This is a genomic window from Winogradskyella forsetii, assembly GCF_013394595.1.
GTDB lineage: Bacteria > Bacteroidota > Bacteroidia > Flavobacteriales > Flavobacteriaceae > Winogradskyella > Winogradskyella forsetii.
In genome coordinates, this window is record NZ_CP053348.1 from 1166713 (window position 1) to 1180316 (window position 13604).

Here is a 13604-nt window from a genome sequence, read left to right on the forward strand (position 1 = left end):
ACTGGATACAACCTGATGAATAAAAATAATTGATCAGAACAATATTTTAATCAATTAACGCATTAATACGCAGCCAAAGCTGGTCATCAAAATCGGATAATCCAAAATTCACATCATCAGCAGATTCTCCCATTCTGATGACCACTAAGTTTTTACTCGGCACCACGTAAATTTTTTGGTCGTTCTTACCTAATGCGGCATACATATCAGTTGGTGCGTTAGGGATGAGCTCACCAAGAAATTCAAATTGAGATTGTGGTAAATGATAAGTTGATTTTCCGTTTAGCCACCACATATAACCATAGGCTTCATTAATGGGCTGTGAGGTGTTTGTAGCGTCGTTCAAATAAGTTTCTGGTATAATTTGTTCCGTTTCCCATTTGCCATTTGCAGAAATTAATAATCCGAACCTTGCCATACTTCTGGTATTGCTCCAATAAACGCTTAAGCCTCCAATGGGTATCCAGCTTCCGGACATACCAATTTTATTTTTAAGATTGTCATCAAAATAAGTGTCCCAAGTTGTGTTGCTAGCTTGGGCCACAACATCCTGTAATTTCACATACACATTATGATAGGCCCAACGATTACCAGCATCTGCAACGTATTGCAAATTACTTGGAGAAACATCGTCGCCCAAGGTGTCATCCAAACCAGAATTCATGGACAATAAATTTTTGCAAGTAATGAGGTTCTCTTTGTCCACTGGCGCACTCGTCCATCCAATACCCAAATAATCTGACACTTTATTGTTAATGTCTATTAATCCTTGGTCTTGTGCAATTCCTGTAACTGCTGTTGTAAGCGTTTTTCCAGCACTAGCCCAATACCATGGTGAAGAACTTGTATGACCATTAAAATAATGCTCTTCAACTATTTTTCCATCATGAAGCATCATAAAGCTTTTGGTGTTCTTTTCTTCTAAAAAATCTAAAAGAGGTTGAAGTTCAGTTTCATTCCAATTTAATTCTGCAGCCGTTTTGGTTTCCCAAGTATCAGAATTTAAGGGTGGAAAGTAAATCGCTTCACTTTGTGGGTCTTGGTCTTCTGGAGCACTGTCGTCACTTGAACAGGATAAAACAATGAATAAAATCAATAAGATTGAAGTAAGTTGACGTGGTTTCATGGTTAAGTTTTTATTTAAGACCTATAAATTTACAAAAGGTTTAAAACCAAGAATTTTACAATCGTAAATCTACAATCATATATCGTAAATCATTCCGTATCTTTGCAAACTGATTTATAAAAAGCATGAGAACCAAAACTATAAAAAAGAATAGAATCAACGTTGTTACATTAGGCTGTAGTAAAAATGTTTACGATAGCGAAGTATTGATGGGACAACTAAAAGCAAGCGGAAAGGATGTTGTCCATGAACAGGAAGGAAACGTTGTGGTCATTAATACTTGTGGTTTTATTAATAATGCCAAAGAGGAAAGTGTGAATACCATTTTGGAATACATGCAGAAAAAGGAGGATGGCGAAGTTGATAAGGTATTTGTAACAGGGTGCTTAAGCGAACGTTACAAGCCAGATTTACAAAAAGAAATCCCGAATGTAGATCAGTATTTTGGAACAACAGAATTACCTGGATTATTAAAAGCACTTGGTGCAGATTACAAGCATGAACTTATTGGTGAACGTTTAACAACTACCCCAAAAAACTACGCTTATCTTAAAATTGCCGAAGGCTGCGATAGACCATGTAGTTTTTGTGCTATTCCAATTATGCGCGGAAAACACAAAAGTACGCCTATTGAAAACTTAGTAACCGAAGCAGAAAAATTGGCAGCCAATGGTGTTAAGGAATTGATCCTTATTGCACAAGATTTAACGTATTACGGTTTAGATATATACAAAAAACGGAATCTTGCGGAATTATTGGAGAACTTAGTCAAAGTTGAAGGTATTGAATGGATTCGATTACATTATGCTTTTCCGACAGGATTTCCGATGGATGTGTTGGATGTTATGAAACGTGAACCGAAGATTTGTAACTATTTGGATATTCCGTTGCAACATATTTCAGATGACTTATTAAAATCCATGCGTCGCGGAACTACAAAAGAGAAGACCACAAAATTAATTAAGGAATTCAGGGCTATCGTTCCAGAAATGACCATTAGAACCACACTTATTGTTGGCTATCCTGGAGAAACAGAAGCCCATTTTGAAGAACTTAAACAATGGGTTTCCGAAATGCGCTTTGAACGTTTAGGCTGTTTCACGTATTCCCATGAAGAAAATACACACGCTTACAACTTAGAGGATGATGTGCCAGAGGATGTGAAAATGCAACGTGCCAATGCCATTATGGAAATTCAATCGCAAATTTCTTGGGAACTGAATCAGGCCAAAATAGGGCAGGAGTTTAAAGTGGTTATAGATAGAAAAGAAGGTAATTATTTTGTTGGTAGAACCGAATTTGATTCGCCAGATGTAGATAACGAAGTATTGATTGATGCGACCAAAACCTATTTGAAAACAGGCGAGTTTACTACCATTAGAGTTATTGAAGCTGAGGATTTCGACCTTTATGGCGAAGTAGTGGCATCGTAAGTGAAGTCTATGGATTGATTTTTATGGAGAGCTTGTAAAGTAGATTACGTTTGAAAACCTATTCTGTTTTCTTTTTTTTATAATTCCGACCATACCATAATAAAATACCGGTAACTGGAAGGGTTGCCGTTAATAAGCTAATTATAAAAGCTAGAATCTTGCCTGCAATACCTCCAATAGCACCAATATGGATGTCATAATTCATTCGGAGTATTTTATCTGCTAATTTGGCGTCTTTATATTTTCCATAAATACCTGGAATTTCAATTTCTTCTAAAGTATTTTGATCAAAAAATCTGAAATCCGTATCGTAGTATAGGCCTTTACTATTAGATACTTCCACATAAATACTTTCGTCTTTACTTTTTGGATAATGTAGTTCGTAAGATTCTGCTTCAGGCGATTCTTTCTGTAGTTTTACAATCAATCTATCCATAGGTAAACCCTCAGTGCTGCTTTGATTTTTACTTTTGTTATCAGGAATAATAAAGGCAGCTACTTTTTCTCCACCAGTAGATTTATATACAACGTATTTTAACCAATTGTAAGACATAACGGAACCCGTAAATGCCAAAACTAATGCTAAGGAACAGATATAAAAACCTACAATAGTATGTAAATCGAAGTTTTTACGTTTCCAACGTGTGGTTTTTTTCCAATCAAATTTTAGTCGTTGCTTTAAGTTTTTACGTTTTTTGGGTAACCAAAGGATAAAACCTGAAATTATAATTAAAATAAAGATAAGAATTGACGCGCCCACCACTTGTTCACCAAAAGCTTTTGGTAACCACAATCTCGTATGACCTTTTAGAGTAAAAGCAAAAAAACCTGAAAGATGATCTTCTACTTGAATAACGCCGCCACTATAAGGATTCAAGAAAACACTCTGATAAAATTCTGGATCTGCATCATAAAAAATAACCTCAATAGCATCATCTGCCTTTTTAAAAAGTGTACCATGAACAGAATTATCTGGGAAAACTTCTTTAGCTAAAGCTTTTGCTTCAGTAGGTGTTAATATGGATTGTTCTTGTGGTATGACTTTTGTATAATCGTCATATAGACTTTCAATTTCATCCCTAAAAGCCCAGCAACAACCGGTAATTGCAACTATAAAAACAACAATGCCTGTTACGAGACCTAATATTTTGTGTAATTGAAAAATAAATTTTTTGAATGTCATTAGCCTAGAATTTAAATGAGCAACTCTTTTTCAGAGTCGCTCATTTAGTTTTCAATAATTAAAATTTGTATGAAATATTAGCAAATAATGCCCTTGGAGTTTGTGGATTAATGGTTGTCCAACCTTTATAGTATGCTTTGTTAAAGGCATTGTTTAGTTTTAAACCAATTCTATAATGATCGCCTTGATAGAAAATAGATGCATTAGCAATAGTGTAACTTGGTAGAATAAACTCACCTGTAGATTCATAGTTTATGGCAAAGCGTTCACTTGCGCCATTACCTCCAAATCCAAGTCCAAAACCCTCTAAGATGCCCTCTTGAAATTCGTAATTTGCCCAAAAGTTGTAGAGTGTTTCAGGTCCTGCTTCCAAAGGTCTTTTATTTAAAATTTCAGTGTTGTCAGATACAGTTGTTTCACTATCGTTATTACTATAACCTGCTCTAATATTTAAGCCTTTAGTTGGGTTGGCATTAATTTCTATTTCAAACCCTTTACTTACAACTTCGCCACCTTGAATTTTGTTGAAAATTGATGACGGATCAGTAATGACGCGATCTTTAACGGTGATGTCATAGTAGCTAATTGTGGCATTCAATCGGTTATTGAATAAATTCGTTTTAATTCCAAACTCTAGTTGGTTGGCCTGTTCTGGGTCAAAAGATTTAAGGGTTTGTGGACCGTCATCAGGATTACCAACCAATTGTGGGGCAACGTTTGTAAAGCCATTTTGGAAGTTTCCGAATACAGACAGTTTACCTTTTATCGGTTGATATACAATTCCGAATTTAGGTGATAGTGTCGTTTGGTTATAGTCATCGTCAGGAGTTACCAAATCACCTTCATTATCAAAATGATCGAGACGTAAACCAACCATAACTGAAAATTTTTCAGTAATATTTACAACATCTGAAGCATATAAGCTATAAATATGGTACTTAGATTTAGCGTTACTAACGCCTTGGGAAGCTAAAGCGGCATCTACTCCAGATGTAGACAATGGATACAAATCTGTTTCAACTTCTGGCGTAAATGGGTTGTCGCCATTGGCACCACCATCCGGAGTGATGTTACCGTAAAATACATAACCAGTACTGTTGTTGGTTTGGGTTTCATTAAAGTAGTCTAATCCAATGACCACTCTGTTTCTTAAAGATGCCACTTTAAAATCACCTATAAAGTTTTGCTGAATATCTGTGGTTTGCGTATTGGCATTTTGTTTATTGATTTGTCGTGAAAATGTATTGCTACCTAAAGCGCCATAATCAAATAAATAGGAATAATAACCTTTTGTAGAAGTGTTGCTTTTAGAAAGTAAGGTTTGCGATTGCCATGTATCAGACAATTTATAATCCATTTCTACTCTATAATTTTGGGTCGGATTTTCTAGTGCTAAATCGTTACTGGTGAAGGATAGCTTATTGTTATAGCCTAACTCATCAAGATTTGCAGCTTCTGTGGGTGCAGATCGGTTTAAAAACAAAAATGTTGGATTGGTTTGATCGGCTTGGGTGATTTCGCCATAAAAAGAAAAGGACAACCTATTGTTTACTTTATAAGATAACGATGGAGCGACAAAAAACGATTTTCTAAAGCCAGCATCTTGAAAACTTTGCTCAGTAGTATAAGCCGTATTTAATCTAAAATATAAATTGTCCGCTTTACTCAAGGCCGTGTTAAAATCGCCTACTATTTGGTTTAAGCCATAGGTACCAGAAGTAAAAGATAGTTCACCGCCTGTCCCAACATAAGGTTTTTTGGTGACTACATTTATTAATCCACCGTACGAACTCACGGCATTTCCAAACAATGTTGCAGAAGGGCCTTTGAGGACTTCAATACGCTCAATATTTGCAGGATTAATTGTACCATTTGTCAAACCTGGTAGGCCATTTACTAATTGTGGTTGTACAGAAAAACCACGAAGCGAATAATAACCAGCGCCATCGCCACCACGACCAGTAGAGGTCCAAAGTTGTTCTATACCTGTAGCATTTTTTAAGGCATCGTCAAAGTTGGTAACCACTTGGGATTGCAGCAATTCGTTGGTTATTGTACTGTAAACTTGTGTGTTTTCAATATCTTTTAAAGGAAGTTTTGAAACATAGGCTGTTTTCTTTCTTGAAAATTTATTGCGACGTTCGCCATTGACAAGGACTTCACTTAAAATTTCGTTTCCTTCGTAAAGTGTGATGGTACCTAAATCAACAGTTTGATTATTGGAAATTGTAATAGAAAATTCTCTGGTTTTAAATCCGATGTAAGACAATGAAATTATGTAATCTCCATGGTCTAAGTTAGTTATTTCAAATTCGCCATCAGTATTGGTTTGAGTGCCTTTATCTGAGTTTTTTACAGAAACATTGACGCCGGAAAGCGATGCGATGTTAGCATCGGTAACGTTTCCAATTACGTCTGCAGATTGGGAAAATGAGATGTTTATGAGTATAAGAAATGCTAGGGTTGATAGTAGTTTTGTCATTTGTTTTTATTTAGACTTAATATAAATAGTTAATTTTTGACAAAAATATTTATGTCTTTTAAATAAAACAAATTATTTATAACAATTCTAAATAATAATTTTTAGTGGCTTGATAATGAGATGCTGTGAAATGCACTTTTTCATTGAATTCTTCAAGGTATTAGGTTTATAACTGAATTTTGAGCACTTCAATGCGTTCGTTAATTTCAGTTTTAGCCATAAAATAACGACGTTTTGATGGATACGATTAAAGCTTATTTAGAATAGAGGAGTTTGCAACAATTAGGCTTGTTGCCGCAGAGGACTTCGACCTTTACGGAGAAGAAGTGCCATTTTTAGAGAAGTTGAAGGACTTGTTTTTATGTACAGCCAATGCCAACCTAGTTATAGCGGAAGACTTAAAATATAGCGTAAAGTCGTAAAATTCAAAGTATATTTTGAAAATGCGAAATCAAACCCTATCTGGCCAAAAATTGGGATGCTCTCCGCTAAATCCGAATTCAGGTAGATTATTGATGAGATTCATTTCTTCATTAGATAACTCAAAATCAAATAGATTGATGTTTTCTTCAATGCGTTCTTCTGTGGTTGATTTAGGGATTGCAATGACCTCATGTTGTACTATCCAACGAAGGCAAACCTTTGCTACAGAGGTGTCATGTGTTTTTGCTATTTCTTTTAAATGTTCATTTTCAAAAACTTCGCCTCTTCCTAATGGCGACCAGGATTCGACAGCAATATTTTGCTTTTTGCAATAATTGACCAATTCTTGCTGCCAATAGCCTGGATGAAACTCAATTTGGTTAACGGCTGGCTTCACTTTGGCAGTCGCGAATAAAGCTTCAAGATGTTCTTGAAAAAAGTTGCTCACACCTATGGATTTTATTTTTCCATCAGCTTGTAACTCTTCCATAGCACGCCATGTCTCTGCATTCGTTTGTTGCCAATTATCATAATTTTTAGCATTGGCAGGCCAATGAATGAGGTATAAGTCAATATAATCCAATCCCAATTTTTTGAGGGATTTTTCAAACGCTTCCTTAGCAGTTTTGTAACCTAATTCTTCACGCCATAATTTGGTGGTCACAAAAATTTCGTCTCTTGGAATACCACTCGCTTTGATGCCTTTTCCCACAGCATCTTCATTACCATAAGCTGCTGCTGTATCTATTGACCGATAACCGTTTAAGAGCGCATGTTTAACAGCGTCAATGCCTTCTTGGTCCTTGGCTTTATAGGTTCCAAAACCGACAATCGGCATGGAATTCCCGTCATTTAAAAGTATGGTTTTCATAATTTAATCTTTATTGAATTTAATGTTGGTGAACTGATAGTGAGTCCAATACATATAAAATAACACTATTGATTTAAGAAGGCAATCAATGGCTTAATGAATTTATCAAATTTTTCAATATGAGGTAAATGGCCGACGTTTTCCAATTCCACTAATTGTGCATTAGGAATTTTCTCTTGTGTTTGTTTACCTAATTCGTCATATAATCCCATGGTTTTTTTTACATCTTCAGAAACAAGTCCTTTACCCAAGGCGGTTCTATCTCGTGTCCCAATTATTAAAAGTGTTGGTGCAGTAATGTTTTGGAATTCATAAACAACAGGCTGTGTAAAAATCATGTCATAGGTTAAAGCGGCATTCCATGCTATGGTTTTATAGTTGGAATTTAACGTCCAACCTGCTAATAAGTTCACCCATTGATCGTATTTTGGCTTCCATTTGTTGTCATAATAATTTTTCAACTGGTATTGTTTAATGTCTTCAGAAGTCTTTTTTAGTTCATTGTCATACCACCATTCTACGGATTTGTATGGAACTTTTAGTTTCCAGTCTTCTAATCCTATAGGATTTTCCAAGATAAATTTTTCTACCGTATTAGGATACATTAATGCAAAACGTGTGGCAAGCATACCTCCCATGGAGTGGCCTAAAATAGTAGTTTTCTTAATTTTTAAAGTATCCAGAAGTGTTTTGGTATTTTGTGCTAATTGTTGGAAGGTATAATGGAAGTGCTCTGGTTTAGAAGATTTTCCGAATCCAATTTGATCTGGTACAATAACGCGAAATCCTTCTTTGGTCAAGGCATCGATAGTTGTTTCCCAGTAGGCACCATTAAAATTTTTGCCATGAAATAACACAATGTTTTTTCCATTGTAATTTTCAGGCTTTACGTCCATATATGCCATCTTTAATTCTTGCTCTTGAACGTTCAATTCTAAGTTAAAAACAGGATATGGATATTTATAATTTGCCAATTCAATATCTAGCCATTGCAAACTGTCTGTCTGTGACGAGGTCATTTGAAGAGCAAATAAATAGGTCAGTATTACTAAGAAATTCTTTTTCATTGTTAAAATGTTTAATTCATCAATTTTGGTCTCAATCTTCTACAACTATATTTCGTATGCAATTTTAAAACCGGTAAACCAATTTCGTGGCATTCCAGGGTAATAATAACGTGGTTCGGAATTGCCGAAACCTACCGCATTTATGAGTACGGACGATGCATACTGTGCATCTAGAAAGTTATTGATACCAGCATTGATTTCAATATCAAAATGTTTCGAAATTGCATTTTTATAGGATACTTTAGCATTAAATACGGTATAATGTTCTGAATATAATGTATTGGCATCGGTTAAGGGCATCTCTCCAATATGAATAAAATTAGTGTTTAAGTTTAAGTTTTTAAACCCAAATTGAATACCACCATTCACTTTAGTATCTGGGACACCTGTTAGTTCATTTCCTGAATAATCATTTTGGTCATCGACAAAATCAATGAATCGGTTATCTGTTAATTCTGCATTGATGTATGGTGCACATGAAAATTCATTGGCGAATTTATAGGTATAAGACGCAGAAAGCTCAATACCTTTATGTTCAGTTTTACCTGCATTACGACCAATATATTGGTCATTTCCAACACGATCTGCCACCAGTAGATTATCAATATCAAGTAAATAGGCAGAAAGTTTAAGTCTGAGTTTCCTCTTGAATAAGAAAGCTTCACTACCAATTTCATAATTGAAACCTGTTTCTGGACCTAACTCAGGATTGATAACACCCTCTGGCGTTAATGTTTCTTCAATAGAAGGATAGTTAAAACCTCTGCTTATATTGGCATATATATTAGAATTTGCAGTCAATTGATATAAAATATTCAAATTAGGAGCAATTATTGGATCAAAATCACGATCTGCATTTTTGTTGTCTTCGCCACTATTAAATTCATCTGTAAACTTGTAATTGGTCGTATTAAAATTGATACCCAATTGTGCTTTTAGTCTTTTGGAAAATGGTAAGGTTACAGTTGCAAAGGCGTTTAGGTTGTTTCGGTTTTCTATATTGTCACTGAGTAATTGTCCTTCTAAACTTCCGTTGTTATTATTGTTTTCATATAAATTCTCTAGGGTTTTCCAGTTGTACTGATCGCTATAAAATTCACCTCCAAAACTAAGATTGGCTTTCTGATTTAAGAATTTAAAATCTTTTGCGAAGAGCGTTCTGGCGCCATAGCCATTTGTATATTCATCTAATATGTTGAACGGACGCGGTTCGTAATGATCGAGATAATTGTAGAAAATAGAAGTGGTATTACTAAAATTATCCGAAAAACGATGGGTATAATTAAGGCCAACTAATATTTGCTTATTATCTTCAAACCCTTGGGCTGCGTTCCATGTAAATGCCGCTTGTGAAGGATCTTCATTAAATGCAGTTTGACTTATGGAACTCGGAATTTCTGCAAAATAATCGGTATAGTTTATTAAAACCCCTAGTTCATTTTTAGCATTGAATTTATATTTGGAACTCAACAAAAGTGATTTTCGGCTGTAGTTGCTGTTGTCACGAAATCCGTCTAACTTTAAATGATCATAATTAAGATTAATTGCTAATTTTTCATCTGCAGTTGCCATGGAAATATTATTTTTTAGCAATCCAAAACTTCCAACTGTAAGATTACTTTTAAAATAAGATTCACCTGCCGTAGCTTGTTTTGAATTGATCAGCAAAGTACCGCCCAAATTGGTACCGTATTGCGTCGCTTTTGGGCCTTTTACGATTTCTAAATTTCCGATGTCCTCAGGGTCAAACGCATCGATAGACGTTTCTCCAATACCGTTTGTAATTGGAATGCCATTAAAATAAGCACGTATTTTATTGGTGCCATAAAGCGTACGGGATCCAACACCTCTAATTACGATCCTATTGGTGTTAATTGCGCCACTCTGTATATAAACGCCAGGTGTTTCATTAATTGTGGCCACCAAATCCACGGGACTATATGCTTCAAATTTTTGTGATGAAATTTTTGATGTGGGAATAATAACTTGACTTTCTTTTTGATAGGTCGAAGAGATAATCACCTCCTCAAGATTTAATGATTTTTCTAAAACAGAGAGTTTGATGACTGAATTGTTTTCAGATAAAGTAACGGTTTTAATATAATAGTCAGAATGATATAATTCAATCTTTAAAGGTAAATTCAGGTTTTCAGATAAGTTAAAAATGCCGTTGTCATCGGTTTCAGAAATCACTTCGTTTTTTAAAAAGATAGCGACACCAGAAATGGATGAGCCTGAATGATCTATCACGCGACCACTTATATTTTGGGTGTAAGAAGATTCAATTATGCCCATTGCGAACATAATCGCTATCATTTTTAACGCTATAAATTTCATGGTAATCTAATTTCAGGCTTCTGAGATACTACTTATTATAGCTCACTTTCCAGATGATATTTCCAGCATCATCATTTACTAATAAATCTCCAGAAGGCGTCACGGCAACACAAACTGGTCTTCCATAAACATCCGTATCATCATCTTCTGCAATAAAGCCTGTTAGAAAATCTTCAGGTTTCCCTGTAGGTTTTCCATTTTCAAAAGGTATAAAAACCACGCGATATCCAGAAAGTACGGAACGGTTCCAAGAGCCATGCTGACCAACGAAAACACCGTTTTTATGTTTCTCAGGAAAATTTCCATCGTCGTAAAACGTGAGTCCGAGCGATGCCGTATGTGGTCCAACAGAAACGTCAGGAACTATGGTTTTTGCTACAAGTTCTGGTGCTTCACCTTTTAATCGTGGATCTTCAATGGCACCATAATACGCATAAGGCCAGCCGTAAAAACCACCTTGCTTAACGCTTGTGACATAATCTGGCACAAGATTGTCTCCAAGCTTATCACGCTCGTTTACGGCTGTCCAAAGTTCACCGTTAACAGGGTTCCAATCCATACCTACCGGATTTCTCAATCCACTAGCGTATATTTTTTCGTTGTTTCCATTGAGATCTACTTCCAGAATATTGGCGCGTCTAATTTCTTCTTCCATGCCATATTCACCAACATTACTAGCGGAACCGACCGAAATGTAAATCTTATCTTCTGTATCATTGGTTATGATATTTCGGGTCCAGTGATGATTGTAGCCACCAGCAGGAAGATCCACTATTTTTTCGCCTTCGGAAGCGTTTAAAGACGTTTGACCTACCTTATAAGGATATTTATAAAGGCCGTCTGTATTGGCAACATAAAAATAATTCCCAATAATTAACATTCCAAAAGGTTGATTTAGATCATCCAGAAATGTTTCACGAAATTCTATAGTCCCGTCATTTTCCTTATCTCTCAAAAGGGTAATAAGTCCGGCACTGTCTTTTGTATTGGCCTCACAGACAAATAGGTCTCCGTTAGGACCAATGTACGTCCAACGTGGGTTTTGGAATCCGTCTGCTAATTTTGTGACCGTAAATCCTTCGGGTGCCTTTGGTAATTTGCCTTCTGGCCAATCTATAAGATCATTTGCGTTCCTTACGGATTCTGTTGCGTAAGGTGGAGGTAATATCAATTGACCTATTGTGGTCTGCACGGTATCGGGCGATTTATCAGAGATCATCTCTTTTTTTTCTTCAGATACAGTCATTTCTTTTTCTCTGTTCGTTTTGCAGGATAAGAAAAAAGTGATGGTCAATACTAATAAAAGGGATTTTTGAGTTTTCATAAACAATGATTTTTTTCAAAGCTAAGGCATTCGTTAAGATTCGTTTACCTCTATAGATTAATGAATGGACTCTAATCAATTTATTAGGTAGAACTAGTGTTGAAAATTTAAAGCTAAGGGATGCCAATATTTTTAGGTTTCTACGACCTTAACAATTTACATATTACACTCTAATTCGCTGTTTTTTTAGACTTTTTATAACAATTCTTGGTATGGTTTATGTTTATTTTTAAGTATGAAATTCAACTCTAACATTCTACTCCTTTTTCTGTTTTTAGCATCTTGTAAACACGTACAGAAAGTTTCTGACGTGATTACGAAACCTTCAGCAAGAGAGGTGTTTGAGCGCACTTTAGATCATAATGATAGTCTTTTTAAACGTTATGAAGAAACGTATACCAGTGCGAAGCATAATAAAATGAAGTTAGAATTACCTTCCGCGTTAAATTCGAAGTCCGAAGCTTTAGATTTTAGGGTTTTGGCTTATAGCTTAAACTTAGAACAAGGGGAACGTTTCAAGATAGAATCAAATATCACGGCGGATAGTTTACAATTGGCAATCGATTTATTTGCGTTTGAAAATGATTCCGTAATTTCAGTAAAACCAATCATTTCAAATGAACCAAAGACAAATGGTTTGGAGTTTGACGTCACTAAAACAGGATCATACAAAATAGTAATTCTTCCCGATCGAAATAATAGTAGCAACTTTGGACTGAAGTTATTTACGGAACCCACTTTCGAATTTCCGGTTAGTGGAAAAGACAATAAGGCGATACAGAGTTTTTGGGGCGCATCTCGAGGTGGTGGCAGTCGTTCCCATAAGGGCATTGATATTTTTGCTAAACGAGGAACGCCTGTTGTGGCAGCAACGGATGGTTTTATATCCAATACCGGTAATCGTGGCTTGGGAGGTAAACAAATATGGCTGCGTGATGGCATTTTTGGTCAGTCCTTATATTATGCGCATTTGGACAGTATTGCGATTTCTAGCGGAAAAGGTGTAAAAGTAGGAGACACTTTAGGATTTGTTGGAAATACAGGAAATGCCAAAACCACGAGTCCGCACTTGCATTTTGGGATTTACACTAAAGGAGGAGCTGTTGATCCGTTGCCATTTGTAAAACTAACGGAGCGAATTGAGTTTGAAAACCACTCCTTGTTTACGAAAGGTGAAACACGACTGCGAAAAAATGAACTCAGAATTGGAGCCGCTGTTAAAACCGATAAACTTCAGGATTTAGAATCGAAAACCCAAGTTGAAATTTTAGAAAAAACTGAACGCTGGTTTCATCTTCGAGTTAATGACAGTTTGCAAGGTTTTATGCATGAGTCTTTGGTGAAGGAAATAGAGTAGT

The 13604-nt window shown here is 35.7% G+C and carries 9 protein-coding genes; 2 read left to right on the forward strand and 7 right to left on the reverse strand.

Annotated features, from left to right (window positions below; all coding sequences use genetic code 11):
* Positions 1–46: 46 nt before the first annotated feature.
* On the reverse strand, positions 47–1126 hold the full coding sequence (locus tag HM987_RS05000) for a serine hydrolase domain-containing protein (RefSeq protein ID WP_179005790.1): 1080 nt from the start codon (positions 1124–1126) through the stop codon (positions 47–49).
* A gap of 125 nt (positions 1127–1251) precedes the next feature.
* Between HM987_RS05000 and rimO the strand changes: the two genes are divergently transcribed.
* The gene (rimO, locus tag HM987_RS05005; RefSeq protein ID WP_179005792.1) at positions 1252–2559 is read left to right on the forward strand and encodes a 30S ribosomal protein S12 methylthiotransferase RimO; all 1308 of its coding nucleotides are present in this window, start codon (positions 1252–1254) and stop codon (positions 2557–2559) included.
* A 58-nt stretch (positions 2560–2617) separates the two neighbouring features.
* Here rimO and HM987_RS05010 read toward each other — a convergent pair whose 3' ends face one another.
* The 6 genes from HM987_RS05010 to HM987_RS05035 all read right to left on the reverse strand — a co-directional run bounded on the left by HM987_RS05010 (position 2618) and on the right by HM987_RS05035 (position 12246).
* On the reverse strand, positions 2618–3742 hold the full coding sequence (locus HM987_RS05010) for a PepSY-associated TM helix domain-containing protein (protein ID WP_179005794.1): 1125 nt from the start codon (positions 3740–3742) through the stop codon (positions 2618–2620).
* Positions 3743–3800: 58 nt separating this feature from the next.
* Complete coding sequence (locus HM987_RS05015; RefSeq protein ID WP_179005796.1) at positions 3801–6224, reverse strand: TonB-dependent receptor; 2424 nt, start codon at positions 6222–6224, stop codon at positions 3801–3803.
* A gap of 451 nt (positions 6225–6675) precedes the next feature.
* Complete coding sequence (locus HM987_RS05020) at positions 6676–7518, reverse strand: aldo/keto reductase (protein WP_179005798.1); 843 nt, start codon at positions 7516–7518, stop codon at positions 6676–6678.
* 65 nt (positions 7519–7583) lie between these two features.
* Complete coding sequence (locus HM987_RS05025; protein WP_179005800.1) at positions 7584–8585, reverse strand: alpha/beta fold hydrolase; 1002 nt, start codon at positions 8583–8585, stop codon at positions 7584–7586.
* Positions 8586–8630: 45 nt separating this feature from the next.
* On the reverse strand, positions 8631–10922 hold the full coding sequence (locus HM987_RS05030) for a TonB-dependent receptor (RefSeq protein ID WP_179005802.1): 2292 nt from the start codon (positions 10920–10922) through the stop codon (positions 8631–8633).
* A gap of 28 nt (positions 10923–10950) precedes the next feature.
* The gene (locus HM987_RS05035; protein WP_179005804.1) at positions 10951–12246 is read right to left on the reverse strand and encodes a PQQ-dependent sugar dehydrogenase; all 1296 of its coding nucleotides are present in this window, start codon (positions 12244–12246) and stop codon (positions 10951–10953) included.
* 235 nt (positions 12247–12481) lie between these two features.
* Here HM987_RS05035 and HM987_RS05040 point away from each other — a divergent pair, with 235 nt between their 5' ends.
* Positions 12482–13603, forward strand: coding sequence for a M23 family metallopeptidase (locus HM987_RS05040; RefSeq protein ID WP_179005806.1), 1122 nt, complete (start codon positions 12482–12484; stop codon positions 13601–13603).
* Position 13604: the final 1 nt, after the last annotated feature.

What these genes read in the sequence shown, in the direction of transcription:
- HM987_RS05030 (WP_179005802.1), bottom strand. Translation starts at nt 10,922, where the DNA reads ATGAAATTTATAGCGTTAAAAATGATAGCGATTATGTTCGCAATGGGC.
- HM987_RS05000 (WP_179005790.1), bottom strand. Translation starts at nt 1,126, where the DNA reads ATGAAACCACGTCAACTTACTTCAATCTTATTGATTTTATTCATTGTT.
- rimO (WP_179005792.1), top strand. Translation starts at nt 1,252, where the DNA reads ATGAGAACCAAAACTATAAAAAAGAATAGAATCAACGTTGTTACATTA.
- HM987_RS05040 (WP_179005806.1), top strand. Translation starts at nt 12,482, where the DNA reads ATGAAATTCAACTCTAACATTCTACTCCTTTTTCTGTTTTTAGCATCT.
- HM987_RS05020 (WP_179005798.1), bottom strand. Translation starts at nt 7,518, where the DNA reads ATGAAAACCATACTTTTAAATGACGGGAATTCCATGCCGATTGTCGGT.
- HM987_RS05035 (WP_179005804.1), bottom strand. Translation starts at nt 12,246, where the DNA reads ATGAAAACTCAAAAATCCCTTTTATTAGTATTGACCATCACTTTTTTC.
- HM987_RS05015 (WP_179005796.1), bottom strand. Translation starts at nt 6,224, where the DNA reads ATGACAAAACTACTATCAACCCTAGCATTTCTTATACTCATAAACATC.
- HM987_RS05025 (WP_179005800.1), bottom strand. Translation starts at nt 8,585, where the DNA reads ATGAAAAAGAATTTCTTAGTAATACTGACCTATTTATTTGCTCTTCAA.
- HM987_RS05010 (WP_179005794.1), bottom strand. Translation starts at nt 3,742, where the DNA reads ATGACATTCAAAAAATTTATTTTTCAATTACACAAAATATTAGGTCTC.